This is a genomic window from Dyadobacter endophyticus (assembly GCF_014641595.1).
Classification (GTDB): domain Bacteria; phylum Bacteroidota; class Bacteroidia; order Cytophagales; family Spirosomataceae; genus Dyadobacter; species Dyadobacter endophyticus.
Window position 1 is genome coordinate 314,237 of record NZ_BMIA01000005.1, and the last position, 25,135, is coordinate 339,371.

Annotated in this window: 23 protein-coding genes; 8 read left to right on the forward strand and 15 right to left on the reverse strand. The window is 49.7% G+C overall.

Going from position 1 to position 25,135, the window contains the following annotated elements; all coding sequences use genetic code 11:
* The first annotated feature begins 100 nt into the window (after window positions 1–100).
* On the forward strand, window positions 101–1,753 hold the full coding sequence (locus IEY24_RS28260; RefSeq protein ID WP_188938641.1) for an amino acid permease: 1,653 nt from the start codon (window positions 101–103) through the stop codon (window positions 1,751–1,753).
* 72 nt (window positions 1,754–1,825) lie between these two features.
* Here the strand turns inward: IEY24_RS28260 and lhgD are convergent, their stop codons facing one another.
* From lhgD to recQ, 5 genes are all read right to left on the reverse strand, one after another.
* Window positions 1,826–3,025, reverse strand: coding sequence for an L-2-hydroxyglutarate dehydrogenase (gene lhgD, locus IEY24_RS28265; protein WP_188938642.1), 1,200 nt, complete (start codon window positions 3,023–3,025; stop codon window positions 1,826–1,828).
* Window positions 3,026–3,048: 23 nt separating this feature from the next.
* The gene (locus tag IEY24_RS28270) at window positions 3,049–4,242 is read right to left on the reverse strand and encodes an anhydro-N-acetylmuramic acid kinase (RefSeq protein WP_188938643.1); all 1,194 of its coding nucleotides are present in this window, start codon (window positions 4,240–4,242) and stop codon (window positions 3,049–3,051) included.
* 69 nt (window positions 4,243–4,311) lie between these two features.
* Window positions 4,312–5,826, reverse strand: a complete 1,515-nt coding sequence (locus IEY24_RS28275) for a PSP1 domain-containing protein (RefSeq protein ID WP_229223308.1) — start codon at window positions 5,824–5,826, stop codon at window positions 4,312–4,314.
* A 120-nt stretch (window positions 5,827–5,946) separates the two neighbouring features.
* A complete protein-coding gene (gene purD, locus IEY24_RS28280) occupies window positions 5,947–7,236 on the reverse strand; it encodes a phosphoribosylamine--glycine ligase (RefSeq protein WP_188938644.1) in 1,290 nt (429 codons plus the stop codon).
* Window positions 7,237–7,290: 54 nt separating this feature from the next.
* A complete protein-coding gene (recQ, locus tag IEY24_RS28285) occupies window positions 7,291–9,504 on the reverse strand; it encodes a DNA helicase RecQ (RefSeq protein WP_188938645.1) in 2,214 nt (737 codons plus the stop codon).
* Window positions 9,505–9,596: 92 nt separating this feature from the next.
* Between recQ and IEY24_RS28290 the strand changes: the two genes are divergently transcribed.
* A complete protein-coding gene (locus IEY24_RS28290) occupies window positions 9,597–10,571 on the forward strand; it encodes a KpsF/GutQ family sugar-phosphate isomerase (protein ID WP_188938646.1) in 975 nt (324 codons plus the stop codon).
* Between the two features lie 77 nt (window positions 10,572–10,648).
* Here IEY24_RS28290 and IEY24_RS28295 read toward each other — a convergent pair whose 3' ends face one another.
* The 6 genes from IEY24_RS28295 to rpmG all read right to left on the reverse strand — a co-directional run bounded on the left by IEY24_RS28295 (window position 10,649) and on the right by rpmG (window position 14,846).
* A complete protein-coding gene (locus tag IEY24_RS28295; RefSeq protein ID WP_188938647.1) occupies window positions 10,649–11,125 on the reverse strand; it encodes a DUF4293 domain-containing protein in 477 nt (158 codons plus the stop codon).
* A 72-nt stretch (window positions 11,126–11,197) separates the two neighbouring features.
* Window positions 11,198–12,508: a 30S ribosomal protein S12 methylthiotransferase RimO gene (gene rimO / locus IEY24_RS28300; protein WP_188938648.1), complete on the reverse strand. Its 1,311-nt coding sequence runs from the start codon at window positions 12,506–12,508 to the stop codon at window positions 11,198–11,200.
* A 129-nt stretch (window positions 12,509–12,637) separates the two neighbouring features.
* Window positions 12,638–13,255 (reverse strand): PH domain-containing protein, encoded by a 618-nt coding sequence (locus tag IEY24_RS28305; protein WP_188938649.1) that lies wholly within the window; start codon window positions 13,253–13,255, stop codon window positions 12,638–12,640.
* Window positions 13,256–13,355: 100 nt separating this feature from the next.
* The gene (gene ftsY / locus IEY24_RS28310) at window positions 13,356–14,318 is read right to left on the reverse strand and encodes a signal recognition particle-docking protein FtsY (RefSeq protein ID WP_188938650.1); all 963 of its coding nucleotides are present in this window, start codon (window positions 14,316–14,318) and stop codon (window positions 13,356–13,358) included.
* Between the two features lie 89 nt (window positions 14,319–14,407).
* Entirely contained in the window at window positions 14,408–14,560 is a 153-nt protein-coding gene (locus IEY24_RS28315) for a DUF4295 domain-containing protein (RefSeq protein WP_015813059.1), read from the reverse strand.
* 103 nt (window positions 14,561–14,663) lie between these two features.
* A complete protein-coding gene (gene rpmG, locus IEY24_RS28320; RefSeq protein ID WP_015813060.1) occupies window positions 14,664–14,846 on the reverse strand; it encodes a 50S ribosomal protein L33 in 183 nt (60 codons plus the stop codon).
* A 274-nt stretch (window positions 14,847–15,120) separates the two neighbouring features.
* Here rpmG and IEY24_RS28325 point away from each other — a divergent pair, with 274 nt between their 5' ends.
* From IEY24_RS28325 to IEY24_RS28335, 3 genes are all read left to right on the forward strand, one after another.
* Entirely contained in the window at window positions 15,121–15,669 is a 549-nt protein-coding gene (locus IEY24_RS28325) for a c-type cytochrome (protein ID WP_188938651.1), read from the forward strand.
* A 95-nt stretch (window positions 15,670–15,764) separates the two neighbouring features.
* Window positions 15,765–17,255: an Asp-tRNA(Asn)/Glu-tRNA(Gln) amidotransferase subunit GatB gene (gatB, locus tag IEY24_RS28330; protein WP_188938652.1), complete on the forward strand. Its 1,491-nt coding sequence runs from the start codon at window positions 15,765–15,767 to the stop codon at window positions 17,253–17,255.
* A 32-nt stretch (window positions 17,256–17,287) separates the two neighbouring features.
* Window positions 17,288–18,439: a TlpA disulfide reductase family protein gene (locus IEY24_RS28335; RefSeq protein WP_229223309.1), complete on the forward strand. Its 1,152-nt coding sequence runs from the start codon at window positions 17,288–17,290 to the stop codon at window positions 18,437–18,439.
* A 59-nt stretch (window positions 18,440–18,498) separates the two neighbouring features.
* On the opposite strand, the gene IEY24_RS28340 is transcribed toward IEY24_RS28335, so the two are convergent.
* Entirely contained in the window at window positions 18,499–19,389 is an 891-nt protein-coding gene (locus IEY24_RS28340; RefSeq protein ID WP_229223310.1) for an NAD(P)-binding domain-containing protein, read from the reverse strand.
* A gap of 3 nt (window positions 19,390–19,392) precedes the next feature.
* Between IEY24_RS28340 and IEY24_RS28345 the strand changes: the two genes are divergently transcribed.
* Together IEY24_RS28345 and IEY24_RS28350 are read left to right on the forward strand one after the other, a co-directional pair.
* Complete coding sequence (locus tag IEY24_RS28345; protein WP_188938654.1) at window positions 19,393–20,403, forward strand: gliding motility protein GldB-related protein; 1,011 nt, start codon at window positions 19,393–19,395, stop codon at window positions 20,401–20,403.
* Between the two features lie 46 nt (window positions 20,404–20,449).
* Window positions 20,450–21,535 (forward strand): complex I subunit 1/NuoH family protein, encoded by a 1,086-nt coding sequence (locus IEY24_RS28350; protein ID WP_188938655.1) that lies wholly within the window; start codon window positions 20,450–20,452, stop codon window positions 21,533–21,535.
* Here IEY24_RS28350 and IEY24_RS28355 read toward each other — a convergent pair whose 3' ends face one another.
* The 3 genes from IEY24_RS28355 to IEY24_RS28365 are packed head-to-tail and all read right to left on the reverse strand — an operon-like array spanning window position 21,536 to window position 23,924.
* A complete protein-coding gene (locus tag IEY24_RS28355; protein ID WP_188938656.1) occupies window positions 21,536–21,988 on the reverse strand; it encodes a DUF3299 domain-containing protein in 453 nt (150 codons plus the stop codon).
* 59 nt (window positions 21,989–22,047) lie between these two features.
* Complete coding sequence (locus tag IEY24_RS28360) at window positions 22,048–23,292, reverse strand: ABC transporter permease (protein WP_188938657.1); 1,245 nt, start codon at window positions 23,290–23,292, stop codon at window positions 22,048–22,050.
* Window positions 23,293–23,297: 5 nt separating this feature from the next.
* A complete protein-coding gene (locus tag IEY24_RS28365; RefSeq protein WP_188938658.1) occupies window positions 23,298–23,924 on the reverse strand; it encodes an ABC transporter ATP-binding protein in 627 nt (208 codons plus the stop codon).
* A 161-nt stretch (window positions 23,925–24,085) separates the two neighbouring features.
* Here IEY24_RS28365 and IEY24_RS28370 point away from each other — a divergent pair, with 161 nt between their 5' ends.
* Window positions 24,086–25,105 carry a hypothetical protein gene (locus IEY24_RS28370; RefSeq protein WP_229223311.1) on the forward strand — a complete coding sequence of 340 codons (1,020 nt, stop codon included), beginning with the start codon at window positions 24,086–24,088 and terminating at the stop codon, window positions 25,103–25,105.
* Window positions 25,106–25,135 lie beyond the last annotated feature (30 nt).

Genomic DNA, 25,135 nt, shown 5'->3' on the forward strand with positions numbered 1-25,135 from the left:
GTTTTGCACTTACCCTCTTTTTCTTTGGTGTCTATACGTAGTTAGCAAATTTTCTTTTAGCTTTATCAGACCATCATTTCTACAACAACGAACTTAATATATGGCAAGTCAACTCTGGATTAAGAAACCACTTGAAAAACTAATGCAGGAGTCCTCCGGTGAGGGGAACCAGCTCAAACGCACGCTAGGGCCCGGAAGCCTGGTTGCGCTCGGGATTGGTGCTATCATCGGCGCAGGTCTATTTTCCATCACGGGGGGAGCAGCCGCGAACCAGGCTGGCCCTGCCATCACCATCTCCTTTATCGTAGCGGCACTGGGCTGCGCATTCGCCGGTCTGTGCTATGCCGAATTCGCATCCATGATCCCGGTTGCGGGTAGCGCCTACACCTACTCCTACGCCACCATGGGCGAGTTTATCGCGTGGATCATCGGCTGGGACCTTGTATTGGAATATGCGGTGGGTGCGGCCACGGTCAGTATCAGCTGGAGCCGGTATTTAGTCAAGTTTTGTGAGGGTTTCGACGTGCATTTACCCACGGCACTCACCGTGGGTCCGTGGGATGGAGGGATCATCAACCTGCCTGCTATCTTCATCGTCATCCTGATGAGCTTGCTGCTGATGAAAGGAACGCAGGAAAGTGCAACCGTGAATGGTGTCATCGTAGGCTTGAAAGTAGCCGTCGTGATCATCTTCATCATCCTGGGCTGGAAATACATCAACGAATCGAACTACGTACCTTATATCCCCGACAATACGGGCAAATTTGGTGAATATGGTTTCAGCGGGATCATACGGGCCGCCGCGATCGTGTTTTTCGCCTACATTGGTTTCGACGCCGTAAGTACCGCGGCGCAGGAGGCCAAAAATCCAAGAAAAGACATGCCGATCGGTATCCTGGGATCGCTGGTAATCTGTACTGTTCTTTATATTCTTTTTGCGCATGTGATGACCGGTGTAACCCCATACACCTCATTCAAAGGCCAGGACGGTATCGCACCGGTTGCGGTGGCGATCGAATCCATGGGCACGCCTGACGCCAGCGGCGCAATTCACCCGGATTACCCCTGGCTGAACCGCGCGATTATCGTGGCGATCCTTGCAGGATACGCATCTGTGATCCTGGTAATGCTTTTGGGACAGAGCCGCGTGTTTTTCAGCATGAGCAAAGACGGTTTGCTGCCACGCGTATTCTCGGCGGTACACCCTAAATTCCAGACACCCGTCAAAAACAATACCATGTTCCTGGTATTCGTAAGCCTTTTCGCGGCATTCGTACCTGCGCGGGTAGTAGGAGAAATGACCAGTATCGGCACATTGTTCGCATTTATCCTTGTTTGTATCGGAATCATCGTGATGCGTAAGCAAATGCCGGACGCGCCGCGTGCATTCAAAACACCGCTCGTGCCATTGGTTCCGATACTCGGTGTTGCCACCTGTTTCTTTATGATGGCGTTCCTGCCGCTCGATACCTGGATCCGTCTGTTCGTGTGGATGATCATCGGTTTCGATGTGTATTTGTATTATGGAATCAAAAACAGCTTCCTGTCGAACAGGTTACCAGCCTCTATTGCAGCGGGTAGCAAAACGGTGGCGCTGGTGGGTATCGTACTGGCTGTTATGCTGGCCGTTATCGCCTATTTCCACCACCTGCAAACCGAAGGTGCTGATACGGGTATTTACTACTTCTCCATGGTTTTCGCCCTGATTCACCTTGTGATGTTCGGTGTGGCGCAAACGAAGAAAGCAGCGTAATCCTTAAAACATAAAAGAAAAGAGGCCATTCCGCATTGGAATGGCCTCTTTTCTTTTATGGGCAAATCAATCCTAAAATCTGGACAACACTTTCTCAGAGACCGTCTGCCCGATGGAGAGCGACGATGTTGCCGCGGGGGATGGTGCATTGCACACGTTGATAGCCGTTTTATTTTCGATAATGGAAAAATCATCCAGCAAACCACCGTCGTAGTCGCATGCTTGGGCGCGTACGCCCGAGCCGCCGGGAATGAGGTCTTCGCTCTGGATCTCGGGGATCAGGCCTTGTAAGGCTTTGGTGAATGCCGCTTTTGAAAACGAGCGGTAATATTCGCCTAACCCGGTACGCCAGTATTTCATCGCCACCTTCTGAAAACCCGGCCACGAAAGCGATTCCAGCATCTCCGTTACATCAATGTCCAGCTTGCCATAACCCTCTCTTTTGAACGCGAAAACCGCATTCGGCCCCGCTTCAATCCCGCCCTCGATCATTCGCGTAAAATGCACGCCCAGGAACGGGAAGTTGGGATCAGGAACCGGGTAAATGAGGTTTTTGACGAGATAATGCTTCTCGGGACGGATCTTGTAATACTCACCTCGGAAAGGGATAATGCGGACGTTGATATTCTCTGGCTGCGTAAGCTGGGCCACTTTGTCAGAATACAAACCCGCGCAGTTCACGACGAGTTTTGTTTCAAAGATCTTCCCGGTAGCCGTAACCACTTCCGAATGTGAATTGCGGTTTTTTACGTTGGTTACCTTCTCGCCAAAAACGACTTCGCCATCGAGTAGCCGAAATTTTTCCGCATACTTTTCGCAGACCGTTTTGTAATCGATTATGCCGGTATAAGGCACCCAAATGCCTTCAAGTCCCTTCACATGCGGCTCGATTTCTTTCATTTCCCCTTCGGAGATCATGCGGTTCTCGACCAATCCATTCTGATTTCCGCGCTCAAACAGGTTTCGCAGCAACGGGCGCTGCTCTTCGGTGGTCGCTACCACTATTTTTCCACACAAATCATATGCGACACCTTCCTTCTCGCAGAAATCGATGAGCATCTGGTAGCCGCGGATGCAATTGGTCGCTTTCAGGCTGCCGGGTTTATAATAAAGCCCTGAGTGGATCACACCACTGTTATGGCCGGTCTGGTGTTTGGCTACCTCATTTTCCTTTTCGAGCAAAAGCACCTTCAATGCAGGTTTCTGCTCTTTGATCCTCAGCGCTGTTGCAAGGCCTACGATGCCGCCGCCTATAATGGTAATGTCGTACATATATTCAAATACTTTTTTCTCACTTAACCGGGGAAGGATATTTTCCCCATTGAAACGCCCGGGACACCTTTCTTTTCGCCGAAATACAAGGCCTCCCCTGCAACTGCCTCATTCGCCAGGACCGCAAACAACACCGCTTCCTTTGCGTCACCTGACACCCCCAGCTCATCGATCAGGCGAATATGGCGGCCAAGTAACTCACCAATCGCGCTCATCAGCACCGGGTTATGCGCGCCGCCGCCGCTGGCGTACATTTCAAATGCTTCGCCTGCGGGCATCGCGTCGCGTATTGCTTCCGAGATCGCTTCCGCACTGAATTGCGTCAAAGTAGCAATTAGGTGGTTGGGGGCAATCCCACCACGCCCCGAGACCTGCATTGCATTTTTCACGTAATCCACGCTGAACACCTCCGGACCGGTGGTTTTCGGAAAAGGCTGTTCAAAAAACGGTGAATCTTTAAGTGCTTTCAGCAACGCTTCATCGATGACACCGCTGGATGCAATGCTGCCATTTTCATCATAAGACTTCCCGAAATGCAGGCGTGTAAATGCGTCGATCAATGTATTTCCGGGGCCGGTGTCGGTGGTAAAAACGGCTGAGGTGTCGAGGTTACCGGGCAGGAAAGTAAAGTTTGCGATACCGCCCATGTTCAGCAATATCCTGCTCTCCCCCTTTTGAGAAAACAGAAAATAATCGCCATACACGGCCAGCGGTGCTCCTTCCCCGCCTGCTGCGATGTGTTTTTGCCTGAAATCGCTAAGGGTAATGATACCGGTTTTGACGGCAATATGGTCACCGTCTCCGATTTGTAATGTTGCATTGGGAAAGCCTGCAATTCCGTGCTGCTTTTGCGGGGCGTGGAAAACGGTTTGCCCGTGACTCGCGATTAAATCGACTTCCGAGGTAGGAATCCCCCATTCTGAGAGGCATTCGAGGATCATTTGTGCGTGTTGCAAACCAATGAAGGGGTTCAGCAAGCAAAGCTGTTGAAAATCGATCTGCCTTTTAGCAAAAATCTCGCGCACGGCGTTCCTGAAACCATCCTCATAAGGAACAGTCTTGAAGTGTTCCACCTTCAGCCGCGTTTCCGGGCCGCTCCCCACGACGTGGCAAAGCGCCACATCCAGCCCGTCGAGCGAGGTGCCGGACATGAGCCCGATGATCCTGCGCGAGGGCTTGCGGCTCAGCGCGTACAGCTTTTCAACGTGTTCTTTCACAAGCGGTATTGCTAAAAAACGGGCCAGCCTTTGAATGAGCTGGCCCGATTGGATTTCTGGGAAACAGTATTACCCGTTGTTTTCGCCTCCGGGAGGCGCTCCACCAGGTTTTGGTCCGGCTCCCGACGGAGCGCCGGAAGGTTTCTGTTGCCCCCTGTTCCGGTTGTTCCTATTATTCCTGTTTCCTTCGTTACTATTCCTGTTTCCCTCGTTGTTGTTGCCCTTATTCCGGGGCTCTCCACTTGGGTTGTTGTTCCCTTTATTTCTCGGCTCGCCGCCCTGATTCCCCTTATTCCGCTGGCCTTCGTTGGGATTATTGCTTTTATTACGCGGCTCTTCTCCCGGATTATTGCCTTTATTGCGAGGTTCCTCTCCGCCGTTATTGCCTCTGTTTCTGGGCTCTTCCCCGGAGTTATTGCCCCGGTTCCGTTGCCCCTGATTTTGGTTGTTACTTTTGTTTGAAGGCGCATTTCCGGGATTACCGTTTCCCGGCTCATTCCCCGGGTTCTCAGCAACGCTGTTCTCAGGCCCGCCGTTTCCACGGTTTTTACCTGAACGGCTCTTCTTCTTTTTCTTTTTCCTCTGCTCGTCGCTGTACTTTTTGTCCAGATTTTCCAGGTCACTGTTCAGTTTGCCGGGGACTCTATCTGCACCTTTTTCGGCCTCGGGCGTCAGGATTTCGAGTGATTCAGGGATAATATCCTTTTTATTCAACTCAATAATTTCCAGGACCTTGTTGATGGGCACAGGATACCAGTTCGTATCCTTATCAAACCCAAACCACATGATCTTCTTGAAAATATCCGTCTTCTGCAATGTAGCAACGCCCTTTTTTGTTTTCAGGGGTGCCTCCACCGCAGGGATATCCCGCAATGCGTCGATGTACGTTTCCAGCTCATAGTTCAGGCAGCATTTCAGCCTCCCGCATTGCCCCGAAAGCTTCGCCGGGTTTAGCGATAGGTTCTGATAACGCGCCGCAGCAGTTGAAATATTCTTAAAATCGGTGAGCCACGTCGAGCAGCAAAGTTCGCGGCCGCAAGAGCCTAATCCGCCCAAACGGCTCGCTTCCTGCCGCAGACTGATCTGCCGCATTTCGATACGCACCTTGAACTCCGAAGCCAGCATTTTGATGAGTTCCCGGAAGTCCACACGCTCTTCGGAAGAATAGTAGAATGTCGTTTTGGTATTGTCCGACTGGTATTCCACATCCGAAAGCTTCATGTTGAGCTTCATATCCCGGATAATCTCACGCGTGCGGTAGAGCGTAGGCATTTCACGCGCCATCGCCTGTGTGGACTTGTCGAGATCCTTCTCCGTCGCGATACGATAGATCACATGCAGGTCGTCGTTCATCTGGACAGCCTTGCGCTTCATTTGCAAACGCACGAGCTCTCCCTGCAACGATACCGTTCCAATATGCTGGCCGGAGGCCATTTCACAAACCACATAGTCGCCTGTGACGAATTCCAGCTGATTTATATTCCGGAAATATTCCTTTCTGCCTCCTTTGAACTTGACTTCGACTACATCAAAACGCTGTCCCGACGGCACGTCCATATGACTGAGCCAATCGAAAACATTCATTTTATTGCATCCGCCTGTTCCGCAGCTTCCACTACTTCCACATCCGGCGACGGCCGTACCATTAGTACCGCAGCCTCCCCCGGATGAACATGATCCACATCCCATAATTTCTCCGCTTCATCAATCGTTATAACGAATTAAATCCACGCCAATATCGTGCCGGAAATATTTCCCTTCATATTGCACTGCCTGTGCAGCCCGCTGTGATTTGTGCACCGCGTTTTCGAGGGAATTGGCCAGGCCGGTCAATGCCATAACCCGTCCTCCGTTTGTCACGACTTCGGCGTTTGCATTAAAAGTGGTACCTGCATGAAACACATGCACATCATCCACTTTTTCTGTTCCCGAAATCACTTTTCCTTTTTCATAATCCTCAGGATAACCGCCCGACACTACTACGGTGGTCACGGCCACTTGGGGTGAGATCTGCAAATCGAAATCTTGCAGGGTACCTTTGGCAGTCGATGCCATCAGCATTGCAAAATCCGACTGGATACGCGGGATTACTACTTCGGTTTCGGGATCGCCCATCCGGACGTTGTATTCAATCACATAAGGCTCGCCTTTAATGTTCATCAAACCGATGAAAATAAAGCCCACGTATTTGATACCCTCGGTTTGAAGGCCGTATAGTGTTGGTTTAACGACCTTTTCTTCCACTTTCCGGATAAAATTCGTATCCGCGAACACCACTGGCGAAACGGCGCCCATTCCACCCGTGTTGAGGCCTGTATCGTTCTCTCCGATACGCTTGTAATCCTTCGCTTCGGGCAGGATTTTGTAGTGCTCTCCATCAGTAAGCACGAATACCGACAATTCTATCCCTTTAAGGAATTGTTCAACGACAACTTTGTTACCCGCCTTGCCAAATTTGCCGTCCAGCAGCATTTCGCGAAGCGCTTGCGTGGCGTCCGAATGCTTCTCGGCGATGATCACCCCTTTGCCGGCGGCCAGGCCATCGGCTTTCAATACGATCGGCAGCGACTGGTTTTCCAGGTATTCCAAACCTACTTCCAGCTCTTCGGCCGTGAATGTCCGAGATGCAGCGGTTGGAATGCCGTATTTCTGCATGAATTGCTTGGAGAAGTCTTTGCTGCCTTCCAGCTGTGCACCTGCCTTGTCGGGGCCGATGATGCGTACTTTGGATAGGTCTTCCCGGGCATTAAAATAATCGACTACTCCGTTGACCAGCGGTTCTTCGGGGCCTACGATCACAAGTTCGACATTATTTTCAATTACCGCGTTGGCAATCGAGTCAAAATCGTTGTAAGAAATGGATAGGTTCGTTGCCACGCCCGCTGTCCCGGCGTTTCCGGGAGCCATAAACAAGGTGTCGCAAAGAGGGCTTTGGGCTATTTTCCAGGCAAAAGCGTGTTCTCTTCCGCCCGAGCCCAAGATGAGTATGTTCATAACAGGTTTTAAAAATTCAAAAATACTGATTGTCCGGCAAGTATTCCGGGGGTGCTAGTTGGCTAGTTCCGACAAAAACTTGATCCGCATCAGCCGCAATTCTTCTTCACTGACTTCCTCGCCTTCAAATTCATTCAGCGCAGTGCCGATGTTGTCGGTCTCGGCGGTCATAAAATAATCGTAAATATCCTGCTGGCGCTCGCGGTCGATCACCTGGTTGATATAATAATCCAGATTGAGCTTCGTACCGGAGTAGCAAATGTGTTCTACTTCTTCGATCACGTCAGCCAGGGCAAGGTCCTTCACTTCGGCAATCTCGTCGAGACTTACCTTCCTGTCGACCTGCTGGATGATAAAAATCTTGATTTTAGATTTGTTAACCGTGGATTTGATCACCACGTCCTTCGCCGTTTCAATCTCGTTCTCCTCCACATAACGCGAAATGAGCTCGATAAACGGCCGGCCGAACTTCTGCACCTTCCCCATTCCCACGCCGTTGATCTGCGCCATTTCCTGCTGGGTGGTAGGGTAGGTTGTGGCCATTTCTTCCATCGAAGGGTCCTGGAAGATTACGTATGGGGGCAGGTTTTTCTCCTTCGCTACCTTTTTACGCAACGCTTTCAGCATTCCGAGCAACGCCTCGTCGTAAGCATGCGCACTGCCGCTTCCATTCACGGATTCCTTATCGTCGTCCTCCGGCTTCACTTCCTCCTCGTCGAAGTTGTGATCTTTTTGCAACGTAACCGGGTAAGGATCGTTCAGGTATTTGGCCCCTTTTTCACCCAGTCTGATCACTCCGTAATTCTCGATGTCCTTTTCGAGGTAATTCAGGATCACCAGCTGGCGTATCGCGGACACCCAGTAATCACGCGATTCATTCAGTTCCAAACCTTTACCAGAAACTTCCAGCTGATCGTGTTCGTAGCTTTTCACATACTGATTGTCGGTGGCGGTCAGCAGATCGGCAATATGGTCGGCGTCGAAGCGCTGTTCTGTCAGCGATACCGCTTTAAGGATCAGGATCACATCGTCCTGCACTTTCAGCTTCTCGGTCGGCTTGTTACAATTGTCGCAGAAGCCGCAATCTTTTTCGAGGTATTCCCCGAAATAGCTCAATAGCTGCCGGCGACGGCAAATGCCCAGGGTCGAATAGGCTACCATTTCATTCAGCAAATGGCGCGCATTGTCGCGTTCGGTAACGGTTTTATCCTTATTGAATTTTTCGAGCTTCTGGATATCGTCGTAGCTGTAAAACATCAGACAATTCCCTTCCAGCCCATCACGGCCCGCACGCCCTGTTTCCTGATAATAGCCTTCCAGCGACTTGGGTACATCATAATGGATCACAAAACGCACGTCAGGCTTGTCGATCCCCATTCCGAATGCAATTGTAGCCACGATCACGTCGCACTCCTCGTTCAAGAACGCGTCCTGGTTGCTCATCCGTGTATTGGCATCGAGGCCCGCATGATACGGTAATGCACGTACGTCGTTGACATTCAAAAGCTCCGCTACTTCCTCTACTGTCTTCCGGCTCAGGCAATACACGATGCCCGACTTCCCTTTGTTGTTACGGATATAGCGGATCAGCTGCTTTTTGACATCCTTTTTCGGACGAATTTCGTAGTAGAGGTTTTTCCGATTAAAAGAAGATTTAAACGTCTCAGCCTCTTCCATTTGCAGGTTTTTACGAATATCCTGCTGCACTTTCGGCGTAGCGGTGGCCGTGAGCGCAATAATCGGTAGCTTGCCGATATTCTCTATAATTCCGTAAATCCGGCGATATTCAGGACGAAAATCGTGGCCCCATTCCGAAATACAGTGGGCTTCGTCGATAGCCACGAACGAGATTTGTACTCTTTTGAGAAAATCGAGATTATCTTCTTTCGTAAGCGATTCAGGGGCAATGTAAAGCAGTTTGAGACTTCCGTCGAGCGCATCGGTCTTGACGCGTGTCATTTCAGCTTTGGTAAGCGTGGAATTCAGGAATTGAGCGTTGATACCGAACGCAGTAAGCTGGTCGACCTGGTTTTTCATCAGGGCGATCAGTGGCGAGATCACGATGGTCAGTCCGTCGCTGACGAGGGCAGGAAGCTGGTAGCAGAGTGACTTGCCTGCGCCCGTGGGCATGATCACAAATGTATTTTTACCTAAAAGGATATTTTGTATGATAACTTCCTGATCTCCGCGGAACTGACTGTATCCAAATATTTCTTTAAGCTTCCCTTTTAACGTGTCTGTTACGACTTTATCAACCTGCTGTACCATACTCTGTTCACAAAATGGTTATTCCAAACTTCCCTATCTTTGCGCTTTGAAATAAATAATGACTTTTTGTCTCTTTAAACTGTCTTTCAGATTTGAAATTAATAAAAAATATTCAGTCAACCGCAAAAGAAGTATTACGTCAGGAGGCAGAAGCGCTGCGTAATCTGATTGAATTGATCGATGATGAATTTGAAAAATGCGTATATGCCATTTTACATTCCGGAGGACGCGTTGTTGTCTCTGGTGTGGGTAAAAGCGCCATTGTAGGACAGAAGATTGTAGCGACGCTGAACTCCACCGGAACGCCGGCATTATTTATGCACGCGGCCGACGCAATCCACGGCGATCTGGGTATGATTCAGGACAACGACGTGGTGATCGTCATCTCCAAAAGCGGCGATACGCCCGAGATCAAAGTGCTTGTCCCCCTGTTAAAACGGACCGGTGTGCAAATGATCGCGATGGTAAGCAACAAGGACTCTTACCTGGCCAAAAACTGCATTCTTACGCTTCATGCATACGCTCCGGCGGAAGCGGACCCCCTCAACCTCGCACCCACAACTAGCACTTCGGTGACAATGGCCCTGGGCGATGCGCTCGCGATATGCCTGCTCGAAGCACGCGGCTTTACACACGACGATTTCGCCCGGTACCACCCCGGCGGCTCGCTCGGCAAGCGGCTTTACCTTAAAGTCTGCGACATTTACCCGCATAATGCATTACCAACTGTGAACGAGCAGGCGACATTGCAGGAGGTGATTCTCGAAATGACCTCGAAACGGCTGGGCGCAACGGCGGTAGTCGCAGAAAACGGCGATATGGCTGGTATCATTACCGACGGCGATCTTCGCAGAATGCTAAAAACTTATGGCGCAGCCGGCTTGCTGGATCTCCATGCCAGCGATATCATGACAAAATCACCGATTACGGTTTCTCCTGATGAATATGCGGTGAACGCACTGGAAGTAATGCAGTCTAAAAGCATTACGCAAGTGGTGGTGGTCGAAGAGGGTAAGGCGCTGGGCTTTGTGCATTTGCACGATTTGCTGAGAGAGGGGTTGGTATAACCCAGTTGTCACGCCGAGCGGAGTCGAAGCGCGGTACTGTTACCGCGCTTCGACTCCGCTCGGCGTGACATACTATACTATCTGAAGCGTTTCGATTGCTGCACTGCGCGCTCGTCTTTGCGGATGAAGCGGTTGGCAAAAACATTGGCGAGCATTGCGCCTACCAGCCCGTAGAAGCCGATATCGTATTTGCCTGGCAGTTCCGGATCGAACAACTTGGCAGTTTTGTAGAAAGTAAAATAGATAACGAGCCCCATGAGCACCGTTAGCAATATCGAATTAACCGCACAAAGTGCCGATTGAAGCACGCGGTTTTTGAATTGCAGGATCGAATAGGCACCTATACCCGCCACCAGGATTGCCAGCGCGACGAGATAATATACCGGCTGAACATTGGACTGCACTTCGTTGATCTGATGATGCAGTTTCAGGGCCGTCAGTTCGGCACTTTGTCCTCCCGCTAACGCTACTTTCGACCAGATCGGGAATGCGAGAAAAATACCCATTCCAATGACGACCATTGCCAGGAAGATAGTTTGAATACGTTGTAACATGCTTTTTTAAGAGTTGTTCTTTTTCAAATGATCGGCAAATTTAGGTAAAGACGGCATTTGCCGGAAATAGGATCAGGAAATCACCTCACCATAGAGGTCAAATTCCTCGGCCGAAGTTACTTTCACCTGCGCATAGTCGCCCAACCGCACATACTGGCTTGCCGGAACGAGTACCTCATTGTCGACCTCGGGTGAATCGTACTCGGTACGGCCGATGAAATAGCCGCCTTCCTTACGGTCGAAGAGCACTTTGAAAGTTTTGCCGATTTTCTCCTGGTTAAGTTCCGCCGAAATACCCTGCTGCAATTCCATGATCGCGTCGGCACGCTCCTGCTTCACTTCCGGGTCGATATCGTCCGGCATTGTGAATGAATGTGTATTATCCTCATGCGAGTATTGGAATGCACCCAGGCGATCGAAACGCATTTTTTCAACAAACTCGTAAGTTTCATCGAAAAGCGCTTCTGTTTCGCCGGGATGACCGACGATCAGCGTTGTGCGCAATGCGATATCAGGCACTTTGTCGCGGATAGCATGGATGAGCGCTTCGGTTTTTTCACGGGTAATGCCGCGACGCATCAGTTTCAACATTTCCGTAGAGCCCGATTGCAGCGGCATATCAAGATATCTGGCGATATTGCTGCGCTCGTTCATCACATCGAGCACGTCCATCGGGAAGCCTGCCGGATAAGCATATTGCAAACGGATCCAGTCAATGCCTTCCACATCCGAAAGGTTACGGAGCAGGTCGGAAAGGTTTCTTTTTTTGTAAATATCCAGGCCATAGTAAGTCAGGTCCTGGGCAATGAGGATCAGCTCCTTGGTACCACGTTTCGCCAGTGATTTGGCTTCTTTTACCAGGTCCTCGATCGACCGTGAAACGTGTCCTCCGCGCATGAGCGGGATCGCGCAAAACGAGCACGGGCGGTCGCAGCCTTCGGCGATTTTCAAGTACGCATAATGCGCTGGCGTCGTGAGCAGGCGCTCGCCTACGAGTTCATGTTTGTAATCGGCTTTCAACGTTTTGAGTAGCCGCGGCAACTCGTTGGTCCCGAACCAGGCATCCACTGTGGGTATTTCAACCGAAAGCTCGTCCTTGTACCGGTGCGACAAGCAACCTGTAACATAAACCTTATCCACCATTCCGGCTGCTTTGGCATCGGCGTAGCGCAAAATCGTGTTGATAGATTCCTCCTTCGCATTGTCGATAAACCCGCAAGTATTGATCACAACAATCTGCGAATCATCCTTTTTAGATTCGTGGTCCACTGCGAACCCGTTTCCTTTGAGCTGCGTGTACAGCACTTCCGAGTCCACGAGGTTTTTGGAGCAACCCAGCGTCACGATATTGACTTTATTCTTGACTATTCCTTTGGTTTTCATTGTAATGAGCTGTCGGCTATCGGCTGTCAGCTATCGGCTTTAAATGTTTGGAGCGGCGTTCACATCAAAGTGACTGATAATGAACGGCCAAATGGGGTGCAAAGTTCGGAAAAAATCAGACAGGAAGCACTATGGAATGAAAGGAAATCGCTTACGCTTAAATTCGGTCGGGATTTTCTTGAAATACTCCTGAATGACCCACGCGCCGGGCATTTTATAGGGCAGAATGAAATAATCGCCGTTTGCGAGGTAATAGGTGGTATAGGTAATCGGCATTTTAGCTCCTTCGTTACTCGTGATCAGCACTCGTGTGATATCGCCTTCTTTCAATCTTAGCCTCGAATCTCCGAAGGTTAGTTCCAGCTCGTGCTCTTCCGGAAATGTTTCAATGATTACACCCTCCGCGTACTTCCAGTGATTTGCGTCGATTAGCAACACATACAGGGAAAGTCCTATCATAATACAACTCAAACTGAACAGCAGCAGCCTTCCTACAAAGGGGTAGCCAGTATCCGGCGCCATCGGGATTGTGAATGCAGCCACTAAAAAAAATGAGCCCGCTATCAGCACTAAACACAAGAAGGCATTATCGAACGTCAAAAAATACGCCCATGCGTCGATCTGGTAATTTCGCTTAACCTTTACCGGAGAATTCGTACCTATGGTATCTCTTGTGTGCCGCACCAGCCGCCAGATGCCCCAGCCAACCGGCACAAATACGCCTAAAAAGATGATCAGTGTTTCCATAAAAAAGAGGTACCTGAGAACAACCTGCCCTAAGATACCTCTTTTAAATATTGCTGAAACAATAACAGCCCGAACGGTTACAATATCCGACCAGTGGCTATTATCCTATTTTCTTGAATAGCGAATCCACAAACTCTGCACGGTCGAAGACCTGCAGATCGTCCATTTTCTCGCCTACGCCGATGTATTTCACCGGGATTTTGAATTCGTCCGAAATACCGATTACAACGCCGCCTTTCGCGGTTCCGTCAAGTTTGGTAATGGCTAATGCCGTTATATCGGTCACTTTGGTAAACTCGCGCGCCTGGATCACGGCATTCTGGCCGGTACTGCCGTCGAGAACGAGCAAAACTTCATGCGGAGAGTCGGGGATGATCTTTTGCATGACCCTTTTGATCTTCGAAAGCTCGTTCATCAGATTGACTTTCGTGTGTAAACGGCCGGCGGTGTCGATGATGATCACATCCGCGCCGGTCTCAGTGCCCTTTTTCAATGCATCGAAAGCTACGGCCGATGGATCAGTGTTCATCCCATGGTCTATTACCGGCACATTCACGCGCTGGCCCCAGAGTTTCAGTTGATCTACGGCCGCCGCGCGAAAGGTATCCGCCGCGCCGAGTACCACTTTGTGTCCGCGTTGGTGGAACTGGTGCGCCAGCTTACCGATCGTTGTCGTTTTACCTACCCCATTTACCCCCACAACCATAATCACATACGGCTTCGGCAAATGCTCGGTTTCGAAGCTGTCCTGGATATCCACCGATTTATTCTCCGTGAGCAATGCAGCTATTTCCTCCCGCAAAATGCCGTCGAGCTCGGCGGTAGATGCATATTTATCTCTGGCTACACGTTCTTCAATGCGCTTGATGATCTTTACGGTCGTTTCCACGCCCACATCCGAGCTCACCAATATATCTTCCAGTTCATCCAGAACGTCCTCATCGATGGTGGTCTTACCCACGATGGCGCGCGAGAGTTTGCCAAAGAAGCTATCCTTGGTTTTCTCGAGGCCCTTATCTAATGTTTCTTTTTTCTCCTTTGAAAAAAAGCCAAATAAACCCATAGTAATGATACATTTATGGCTCAAAAATAAAACAAAAAAGTCCCGGACAGGGACTTTTTAATAACTCAATATCAAAACTTAGGATAACCTTAGTTTTTCAATGCACCCTGTACACCGTCCAGGGGAACGATTTCTTCTTTGAAGGTATAAGCTCCTGTTTTAGGAGATTTTACGGCTTTGATCACTTTCGCAAATGCTTTACCGCCTTCTTTTTTCAGGGTAGCAACTACTTTCTTTGCCATGTCTGTATATCAGTTAGAAGTTATATTGTTAATGATTAACTGTTCCGCGCTTACCCAGTTATTGTTCAGCTTCACGTGACAGTTAACGGGTAACAAAACGAACTTACTTAATTTCTTTGTGGAGTGTATAACGTCTCAGGAAAGAGTTGAATTTCTTCAATTCCATACGGCCTGGCGTATTTTTCCGATTTTTTGTGGTCACGTAACGTGACATGCCTGGAACACCGCTTTCTTTTTGTTCTGTGCATTCCAATATGACCTGTACTCTATTGCCTTTCTTAGCCATTGCTTTACATCGTTTTACAAATAGGAGTGCAAAAGTAAAGACATTTTACTTTACTCGCAACAGTTCCAGACAAATAAACAAGAAATTTTCCTGATTTTAATAAATGCTGTTCCCGGATAAGCGATTGTCGGACAATAGGATAGAATCGGGAGTTTGAACGAATCGTCCGAATTTCTGCCCTGTGCATGACGGAAATCTAACGCAAACTTGCTTTCTTCGTGGTTGATTTGGTATCGCAACCTTAATCTGGCGAAAATTCTTAAAAATTAACACAATGACACTCAAAAAAAGCGCTTCTTTGGCCGTGATGGCCCTGGCAGTCTCTTTCTTCATCGGTTGTTCTTCCAAAGAAGACCGTGACAAATATGATCAATGGTACGGCTCAGGAAGCAAAGCGCGTGAGGAATCAGCCCTGGTGAAGCTTCAAAGCGATAGAAAAGCAGCAGCTGAACAAGCAACGGCGGCAGCAGCCGAAAAAGCGGCAGCACCCGCGGCAACGCCAGCAGCGCCCGGTGATACCACCGCCAAAGCCGCTCCCGCAGCCGATGCACCCGCAGCGGCCCCAAAACGTAAACCAGTTCCTGCCGATGTTTCTGCATTGTTGAACAAACATGCCTGCTTCGCTTGCCACCAGGCTTACGACAAGGTGATCGGCCCTGCTTATTCGGAAGTAGCGAAGAAAAAATATACGCCCGACCAGATTGTAGAACTGGTTCACAATCCAAAACCTGAGCACTGGCCTGGCTATCCTCCGATGGCGCCTCTGGCTCACGTTCCAAAAGCTGACATCGTCGTTATCGCCAACTGGATCAACTCGCTCTGATCACCGGCAATACCTGCTATATTCCATAAAATACGGGTCGTTCATGCTATGGACGGCCCGTATTTGTATCTTTGCGAAAGCATTAGTAATATAATATGAGTCAAACCGCAATTCACCCCGCTGACGTTACCGATGAACTTTTGGCCACTTATGAAACCGTAATCGGCCTCGAAGTACATTGTCAGCTTCTGACGGAATCCAAGCTGTTTACCCGAGATTTCAACATTTTCGGCACAGAACCCAACACCAATATCGGTCCGCTGACGATCGCTTTGCCGGGAACTTTGCCCAAAGTCAATAAAAAAGCCGTTGAATACGCCATCCGCCTCGGTATTGCCTGCGGATGTTCGATCAGCAAAAGGACGATTTTCGACCGCAAAAATTACTTTTACCCCGATCTTCCGAAGGGTTACCAGATTTCGCAGGACAAAAAACCGATCTGCGACCAGGGCGGCGTCAATATTTCCTTCAAGCACGACGGTAAATTCATTGAGAAAACCATTCGTTTCCACCATATCCACTTGGAAGAAGACGCAGGGAAATCGGTGCACGACGGCAGCCATACCGAAACAATGCTCGATTACAACCGCGCCGGAACACCACTCGTAGAAATGGTATCGGAACCCGATTTGCGTTCTGCGGAAGAAACCGGAGCATTTGTGACCGAAATTCGCCGCCTGGTGCGCTACCTGGGCATCAGCGACGGCAATATGGAAGAAGGTTCCCTGCGCGCGGACGTGAACGTGTCCCTGCGCAAGAAGGGCGCTGCCGAGTATGGTACGAAAGTCGAGATCAAAAACATGAACTCGATCCGCAACATGATGCGGGCCATCGCGTTCGAAGAAAAACGGCAGGCTGCCATGCTCGAAAACGGCGAGGCGATCCAGCAGGAAACGCGGATGTTCGACGTGGAAACCGGGCAGACTTACGGCATGCGCGTGAAGGAAACCATGAACGACTACCGCTATTTCCCCGATCCCGATCTGAGCCCGGTAGTGGTGTCTGATGAATGGCTTGAAAGCATCAAATCGAGCATGCCGGCATTACCGCACGAACTGCGCGAAAAATTTGTCAAACAATACGGTATTCCGGCTTACGATGCCGCGGTACTAACCGATACCCGCGAACTGGCCGAATATTTCGAAGCTGTTTGTGCCAAAACAACCCATTTTAAAACCGTGTCGAACTGGCTGATGGGCCCGGTGAAATCGTACCTGAACGATCACCACGGCGACATCGCGCATTTCCCGATCAGCGCCGGGAACCTGGCGGCACTCGTCGAACTGAACGAGTCTGGTGCCGTGAGCCATTCGGTGGCTGCACAGAAGGTTTTCCCGGTCATGCTGGCCGAGCCGAACCGCCAGCCATCGGAGATCGCGGCGTCAAATAACTGGCTGCAAAACAGCAATACAAACGAGCTTGAAACGTTGGTAGATGAGGTAATCAGCGCTATGCCGGACAAAGTTGAGGCCTATAAAAAAGGCAAAAAAGGGCTTATGGGATTGTTTGTCGGCGAAGTGATGAAAAAGTCGAACGGAGCCGCAGATCCCAAGCTTGTGAACCAGTTGCTGGCGCAAAAGTTATAGGTCACACATTTGATAATCAGTTACAGAAGATCATGAAGCATTTTATTCAACAGAGTGCATTGATTTTGGGCGGCGCGTTGCTGAGCTTCCAGGTCATGGCGCAGATCGAACCGAAAGACTTTACCGTCAACGGAAAGGTTAAAAACGGCTCCAAAGGCGAAAAAGTCATTCTGTCGCAATCCACAGCAGCGGGATCTTCTGTTAAACTCGATTCTGCGCAACTGGGCGCCGACGGCAGTTTCGCTCTGAAAGGTGTTGAGAAGGACCGCGGCAGCTTTTTCACCATCAATATCGCCGACAGACAGAAATTCCCCTTGCTCGTGGAAGGCGGGGAAACATTTAATGTAACGGCCGACGGCACGACGCGCGACGAGAAAGGCAATGGCGGAAAGGTGTCCATCACCGGTTCCAAAAACATGGAATATTATGCCAAAGTCGACCAGCTGATGCAATCGTTTTCTGCAAAAGTGACGAGTTGGAACGAAGCATATGCGGTTGCGGAAGAGAAAAAAGATACCAAGAAAATTCAGGAAATACAGCAGGCCTACCAGGCCGCAGAGAAGGAAAGGGTAACCGCATTGCGCCAGATGATCCCCGAAATGGGCACGTCGCTCATCGCGCTTTTTGCAGCGAACAACTTCCTGACACCCGAAAGCGACCTGGACGTTCTGAAAAAGCTGGCCGACGATTATTCTAAAGTAGATCCTGTGCCTACATTAGCAAAAGGTTTTATAGGTTCTGTTAAGAGAATGGCCGGCCTTGCGGTAGGTGAGCAGGCCCCCGACTTCACACTTGCCAGCCCTGAAGGCAAACAAATCGCGTTGTCCTCGTTGCGCGGCAAATATGTGCTGATCGACTTCTGGGCCTCGTGGTGCGGACCTTGCCGGATGGAGAACCCGAATGTGGTGCGCATGTACGGCAAATTCAAGGATAAGGGCTTCGATATCTTCGGCGTATCGCTCGACGACAACGAAAAGGCCTGGAAAACAGCTATCGAGCGCGACAAGCTGACCTGGCTTCATGGGTCGGAATTGAAGAAATGGAATTCGGGCGTAGCGCAGAGTTATGGCGTCAATGCGATCCCGGCTACATTCTTGCTCGATAAAGAAGGGAAAATCATTGCAAAAAACCTTCGCGGCGCGGCGCTTGAAACCAAGCTAACCGAGTTGCTAGGGGCTCAGTAATACACTTTTTGGTTAATAAATAATAAAATCCGCAGAGTTGATCCTGCGGATTTTTTGCTTTACAAGTCTTCCAGCTGGTAATGAAACAGCAGCGGATCGGGGTATTTGAATTCGTATTGATAAGTTTTTGAAAATTTATCCCCTGAAATCAATTTGAATGCCGGGCGCTGTTCCGGTATTTTGAACGTCGGCGCTTCCCAGCCGAATTGCGAACAGGAATCCACATAGACCTCAGCGCGTGTTGGATGAAACGGCGCGGTGATATTCAATATTTCGTTTTGAATACCTTGCTGGATAATGGCTTGAATAATGCCCACCGCATCGTCGCGATGAATGTAATTTACGGGAATATCTCCGGTAGTCAGGTCCTTTTGGCCTTTTACATACTTCCCCGGAATACGGTTGTACCCCAGCAATCCGCTCAATCTCAGTACAGTAATCGCTTTTTCTGGTCTTAATGCGGATATGGCATTTTCGGCGGCAACCATTTCGGGTTGGGCCGAATGCTCCGGCAATTGTACGTCCGATTCAACCGCCCTCTGGCTCAAATCCCGGTAAACGCCGGTTGAGCTGACAAAGACAACTTCCTTCACCGGGGACTTTCGGATTGCTTCGGCCACCATCCGCATTTGTGCGGCGTAATTTCCGGCCACATTCTGAGACATGCGCGGCGGAATGGAAATAACGATAATGTCCGATTCGAAAAACGGCTCGGAAATGCCTGCGTTCAGTCCCGCTTCCGGGTTGAGTGGTAGCAGGTAACCCTCGATCCCCGCAGCCGCAAATTGATCGAGCTTGTGCTCAGAAGTAGTACTGCCTTTTACGACCGATGTAATACCGCTGCTCAGTAACCGTTTAGCTAATGAAAACCCGAGCCAGCCGCAGCCCAGGATGCTTATGCGTTTTTTTTCTACTTTTGAAACTTGTTCCGACATATAATTTCTCTCCACCAAATGGTTTATTTCAAATCCTTATTGTGCATTCTTGTTGCAGCTTTCTTCCAATTCTCGTGTAAAACGGACCAGCGCCGGGAAGCCGACACCAGCAATATCCGGTTTGAACTCGTTTCCAAGAATCTCGATGAGGAACTGTTCTCCTGCAAATCGGTGGAAGATGTACAAAAGTTCCTCGATCGTCATCCCTATCTTGCAAAAGCCTATTTTACAGATGCACCCGTGGAACCGGCCAAACTGGCTGCGCATTTGTTTTCGATCCTGCAAAACCCCGATTTACAAGGCTTCCGCTCGCAACTGGATTCGATCATCGGCGACCGTAAGACGCGCATTCTGAACCCGCTTTCGGATGCATTCAAGCAAATTAAATACCATTATCCCCAATTCAGGATTCCCGAAGTCAATTTTATAGTCACGGGCTTCACCGGCAATGACCTCTACATTTCCGATTCGCTGATCGTCATCGGCCTCGATTATTTCGGTGGCCCGGCTGCACGTTACCGGCCCAATGTATATGATTACCAACTCCGCCGCTACCAGCACGATTACATTGTTCCCTCGATTATCTTCTTCGAATCGAACCAGTTCAATAACATGAATGCCGGCGACCAGACATTGCTTTCCGACATGATCGGTTATGGCAAGGGCTACGAATTTGTAAAAGAGGTAATGCCTCAAACGCCCGACAGCCTTATCATCGGTTATTCGGAAGGAGATCTGAGCAAAACCTACAATAGCCAGACCGACATCTGGGCATATTTGATTTCCAGTAAGCTCCTGTACGAAAAAAGCGATCTGAAAAAACGAAAATTCATCGACGACCGTCCATTTACGACCGAAATTGGCAACAAGGTACCGGGCGCCATCGGCCGATGGGTCGGTTGGCGGATCGTGAGCCGTTTTTTGGCGGAGAACCCGGACACTACGCTGCCTCAATTGATGGCGATTGACAATGCCGGCCGAATTTTGCAGGAATCGGGATATAAGGGGCAGACGGACGAAGAAGAGTAAGTTTTTTACTTACTTTTGCGTCAAACCATTGTTCAGATAGCATTTAATGCCTTTTACGCTCATCATTTTCCTACTGTTGGTGCCCGGTTTTGTCGTCATCGGCGTATACCTCGAACGGAAGGTTTCGGCCTTCATTCAGGATCGTCTGGGGCCTATGGAAGTAGGGAAATGGGGATTGTTGCAGCTGTTCGCTGATTTGCTCAAACTGCTTCAAAAAGAAGATATTGTACCCAAAGCCGCCGACCGGCGGCTGTTTCTGATCGCCCCGTTTATCATTTTCATATCTGTTTTTGCAGGATTTGCGGTAGTACCACTTGCTCCGGAACTGGCGGGCTCGGGTGCAGCAGTGGGTGTATTCTTCCTGCTGACGATCGTTTCCGTAGACGTAATCGGTCTGCTGATGGCCGGATGGGGTTCCAATAACAAGTTTGCATTGTACGGCGCGATGCGCGCCGTGGCGCAGATCGTGTCTTACGAAATACCGCTGGGCCTTTCCATATTGTGTGTGATCATGCTTACGCAGACGCTCGATTTGCAGGTTATCAGCTATCAGCAAGGCATTTTCTCCCCGGAAACGGTTTACCTTTTCGGGATACGGGAACTGGGCATCGATGTGACAAGCGTAGGGGGATTTCTTTCCTGGAATATCGTACGCAACCCATTCTTGCTGATCGCCTACGTTGTTTTCTTCATTGCTTCACTCGCCGAATGTAACCGTGCACCCTTCGACCTTCCCGAAGGCGAATCGGAGCTGGTAGCAGGTTTTCACACCGAATATTCAGGGATGCGCTGGGCATTGTTCATGCTTTCGGAATATGGTATGATGCTGCTGGTGTCGCTGCTGGGCGCTATTCTTTTTCTTGGAAGCTGGAACACGCCACTGCCCAACATGGGTCCGGTAAAACTGGCTGACTGGACCAGCGGTGAACCGGGAACGTGGTTTGGCTACGTTACGGGCATATTCTGGCTGCTGTCCAAGGCATTATTCGGCATTCTGATACAGATGTGGGTGCGCTGGACGCTACCGCGCCTGCGCGTAGATCAGCTCATGTACCTGGGCTGGAAGGTCCTCACGCCCGTAGGCCTTGTATTGTTCTTTATTTCAGGAGTTTGGCGTTTGATCGGGGTATGATCATTTGACGATCTCCGCCCCGTCCAGAATGTAGTTCATCTGGTAAATATCATCGGCATTGAGTTTCAATGTGCCTGTAAAAGTAAGCCGTTCATCGGTTTTAAATTTCTTCCCGTCCTTCTTCTTGAAATTCAGGGTCATGACCGTTTCCGGACCTGCGCCGCCGCAAAAAAAGCACGCGCTGAACGGAAATGCAGACAATACGTACAAATTGGCTTCCAGGTCGACCGGTAAAATATAACCCGTAATGGCAACCTGTTGGTTTTTCAGCTTCTGCACGCTTGGCCCGAACGTCGGATGCAGCATGTAGATCGACTCTTCGGCATACCATTTCTTTTTGAAGGTAACGTCCCGCAGGGTTTCCCACGTCAGTTTCACCGGTTCAACCGCCGGTTTGAAAGCAAGCAGTGAAACGATGCAGAAGAACAATATGCTGATTTTGACAGATTTCATTAGTATTTCAATTTTGTATTACGATGATTTGTACCGGTTTAACAAATTTACACACATTATTATTCCTCCGCCAATGTCCGCGAGATATTCAGCCGGTAAATGCCTAGCGACGGTAATGCTGCCGCTACCACGCCAATCATGAGAGCTCCGAAAAACAGGTAGATTTCCTCCGGCAGCAATGCAAATTTGCCCAGCGAATAATGAAAATCCTTCTCCGCCGATTTGGAAAACACCCACAAACCGACCCGGCTGGCAATGATACCCGCAAAAAATCCGATCACGGCGAGCGATAGCCCTTCGATCAGCAGCATCAGGAACAGCCTCGTGCGCGTCGCGCCCATCGAAAGCATAAGCGCCATTTCGTATTTCCTGTCTTTTAACGAGTTATACAAAGAAATAAATACGCTGACACCGGCAATGGAGATGATAATTAAGGCTAAGGTGCGCAATGTTTCGATACCAACGCCCAGCAATGAAAACAAGCGATTGATTTCAATACTAGGTAATGCCGCCTGCATGGAGGTGTTTTCATTAATCTGACGCGGAATGGTCATCAGGCCCATCGGGTTGCGGAACTGGATCAATGCGCTGGTCACGTCCTTTCCTTCTTCGTCGGGTTCCGGGTCCACGTGTGTCTGGCTGTGGCTATGCTCCACCTCGGCCGTAACAGGCAGTTTTGGTTCGTCCGAATGCTCATGAATGTCCCATACGCTCGAAAGCCGGGTTATGATCAACTGGTCGATCACCGTGCCGCTCGGCTCGAATATGCCTGTAACCTTGTATTTCTTGTCCTCATGCTTCTCCCCTTCCGAATCCAGTCCATGCGAACCGGAAAACTGGTCGCCGATTTTCAGTTTCGAATCCCGCGCGACCTTACTGCCGATCGTCACCTCCATGGATGCGTTATATAAATGTCCTTCGGCCAGTTTTGCATTGAAGTGCTCGACGTATTTCGGCGTCGTTCCCAGAATGCGGAAGCCCTGGTAATTATCGCCCATCGAGAGCGGGATGACCGTTTTTACAAACGGATTCTTCCGCAACGCATTCACCTCGGCCAGTGGAATGTTGCCGGTAGGTGCGTCAATCTGATAAATACTCGAAAGGATCACCTGCAACGGGCTGCCTTTGGCACCTACCACCATATCGATGCCTTTCAGATTGCGCTTGAACTGCTCGTCGAGCTGTTTATTGAGGAGCAAAAGCAGGGAGATCATGCCAATGCCGAGGGTTAGTAGCAAGGCACTCAAAAAGCTGTTCAGCTTCTTTTCCCTGAGGTTGGCAACGCTGATCTTGAAGAGGTTCATATAATTTACAGAAAAACCTGGTTCGAAAACTCGTCTTTGAGGCGCTGGTCGTGGGTAACCACCACCAGGCTCGCGCCAATCTGCGCGGATTGTTTCTTCAAAAGCTGTATCACACGCTGGCAGTTGTCGTCGTCCAGGCTTGACGTAGGCTCATCGGCAAGGATGATATTGGGGTTGTTCATCAGCGAACGCGCAATGCTTACGCGCTGCTGTTCGCCCTGGCTGAGCTGGTTCGTTTTTTTGGACAAATGATCCGCAAACCCCAGCTGTTCGGCCAAATGCCGCGCTTTTTGCCGGTCTTCCTGCTGATTGGCCAGGTAGTTGGACAGCAGAATGTTATCCATCACGGAAAGCGAACTCACAAAATGCGGCCGTTGGTAGATTATGCCGATGTTTTTGGCCCGGGTAGCAGTAATTTCCTGCGGCGTCAGGTTTCTGACCGATTTGCCCGCGATGGCCACGTCGCCGGATTCGGGTGTAAGTAGTAATGCGAGCAGATGCAGCAATGTAGTCTTTCCCTTTCCCGACTGACCGAGAATCAGGAGCGTTTCTTTATCATTGCAATGAATGTCGGGGAAGCTGAATTTTTTCTGAGCGGAATAAGAAAACCGTAGCTGGTTACTCGAAATCATTTTCTGTGGCGCTATTTGACTACACAATGATAAGGAAGATTTGCCGCGTTTCTAAAAAATCATATCCACACAAATAAAACATTGTTAAAATCGTTGAAATGGTGTTGCATCCTGAAGAAAACCAACAACTATTCTATTTTTGCAAAAAAATCGATCTGAAAATGCGTAGAAATTTCGACTTGAGAAGAGTATCCGGAGCGTTGGCTTTAACCTTGGTTTTGGGGCTATTACTGTCTGGCAAAGAGGTAAAGGCGCAGAGCAGAGGTTTCTTCGTTCCCTATTCTACGGCAGGTTTTGGCATTGGTACTTCGAGCTACTACGGCGACCTTGCGCCATACCGCCGCCCGTTGTCCTCTACCTTTAAAATGGCCCGCTGGAGTGTCGGCGGAAACTATACACGCCACTTTACCCCACGCCTGGCCGCACGTGCCAGTTTCATTTACGCCAGAATCGCCGGTGATGATTATATTATGAACCGTGATTCGAAACATGAGACGAGCGTCTTCTACGCCCGGAACCTGCATTTCCGGAATGACCTTAAAGAATTCTCTGTTCAGGGCATTTACAAACTGACGCCTGATAACCGCAGCTACGACCGTCGTCCGCAATTGGGATGGTACCTGTTCGCAGGTGTTGCGCTTACAGCGCATAACCCGAAAGCGCTCGATTCACTGAAAGGTGACTGGGTAAAATTGCAGCCGTTGGGAACTGAAGGGCAAGGCAATGAAGGCTATGCCAAACCGTATTCACTGGTCCAGTTCGCGATTCCGGTGGGTATTGGTGTCCGTTATAAAATCAATTCCAAATTCGACATTTCGGCGGAATTAGGATACCGTAAAACTTTCACGGATTACCTCGACGACGCGCACGGTGATTACGCCGACCCTGCACTCTTTGCAGACGATCCGTTGGCCGCACACATGGCAAACCGCACGGCCGAGCAGTACGCAGTGCGAAAGGGCGTCGATAGAACGGAAGGTGTCGGAAAATTCATTAATGTCAACTACCCAGGTTCTTTACCTGACGGCGCCAATCCGCTGCAAGTGCTGCCCACCACCGGATTTGGCTCCCCAGGCTCCGAGCGCGGCAATAGCCCAACCCAAAAGGATGCTTACCTGTTTGGTATGATCAGCATCCATTACATGCTGCCCTCGCAGATTAAATGTCCTCCACTGAAATAATTGACTTACCCCGTTGGAATACGTTTTCAA

Coding starts and splice junctions, on each gene's coding strand:
- IEY24_RS28355 (WP_188938656.1), bottom strand. CDS start 21,988: ATGAAATCTGTCAAAATCAGCATATTGTTCTTCTGCATCGTTTCACTG.
- IEY24_RS28365 (WP_188938658.1), bottom strand. CDS start 23,924: ATGATTTCGAGTAACCAGCTACGGTTTTCTTATTCCGCTCAGAAAAAA.
- IEY24_RS28370 (WP_229223311.1), top strand. CDS start 24,086: ATGCGTAGAAATTTCGACTTGAGAAGAGTATCCGGAGCGTTGGCTTTA.
- gatB (WP_188938652.1), top strand. CDS start 15,765: ATGAGTCAAACCGCAATTCACCCCGCTGACGTTACCGATGAACTTTTG.
- ftsY (WP_188938650.1), bottom strand. CDS start 14,318: ATGGGTTTATTTGGCTTTTTTTCAAAGGAGAAAAAAGAAACATTAGAT.
- IEY24_RS28315 (WP_015813059.1), bottom strand. CDS start 14,560: ATGGCAAAGAAAGTAGTTGCTACCCTGAAAAAAGAAGGCGGTAAAGCA.
- IEY24_RS28325 (WP_188938651.1), top strand. CDS start 15,121: ATGACACTCAAAAAAAGCGCTTCTTTGGCCGTGATGGCCCTGGCAGTC.
- rimO (WP_188938648.1), bottom strand. CDS start 12,508: ATGAAAACCAAAGGAATAGTCAAGAATAAAGTCAATATCGTGACGCTG.
- IEY24_RS28335 (WP_229223309.1), top strand. CDS start 17,288: ATGAAGCATTTTATTCAACAGAGTGCATTGATTTTGGGCGGCGCGTTG.
- lhgD (WP_188938642.1), bottom strand. CDS start 3,025: ATGTACGACATTACCATTATAGGCGGCGGCATCGTAGGCCTTGCAACA.
- IEY24_RS28360 (WP_188938657.1), bottom strand. CDS start 23,292: ATGAACCTCTTCAAGATCAGCGTTGCCAACCTCAGGGAAAAGAAGCTG.
- IEY24_RS28350 (WP_188938655.1), top strand. CDS start 20,450: ATGCCTTTTACGCTCATCATTTTCCTACTGTTGGTGCCCGGTTTTGTC.
- IEY24_RS28260 (WP_188938641.1), top strand. CDS start 101: ATGGCAAGTCAACTCTGGATTAAGAAACCACTTGAAAAACTAATGCAG.
- IEY24_RS28275 (WP_229223308.1), bottom strand. CDS start 5,826: ATGAATGTTTTCGATTGGCTCAGTCATATGGACGTGCCGTCGGGACAG.
- rpmG (WP_015813060.1), bottom strand. CDS start 14,846: ATGGCTAAGAAAGGCAATAGAGTACAGGTCATATTGGAATGCACAGAA.
- purD (WP_188938644.1), bottom strand. CDS start 7,236: ATGAACATACTCATCTTGGGCTCGGGCGGAAGAGAACACGCTTTTGCC.
- recQ (WP_188938645.1), bottom strand. CDS start 9,504: ATGGTACAGCAGGTTGATAAAGTCGTAACAGACACGTTAAAAGGGAAG.
- IEY24_RS28305 (WP_188938649.1), bottom strand. CDS start 13,255: ATGGAAACACTGATCATCTTTTTAGGCGTATTTGTGCCGGTTGGCTGG.
- IEY24_RS28295 (WP_188938647.1), bottom strand. CDS start 11,125: ATGTTACAACGTATTCAAACTATCTTCCTGGCAATGGTCGTCATTGGA.
- IEY24_RS28345 (WP_188938654.1), top strand. CDS start 19,393: ATGGTTTATTTCAAATCCTTATTGTGCATTCTTGTTGCAGCTTTCTTC.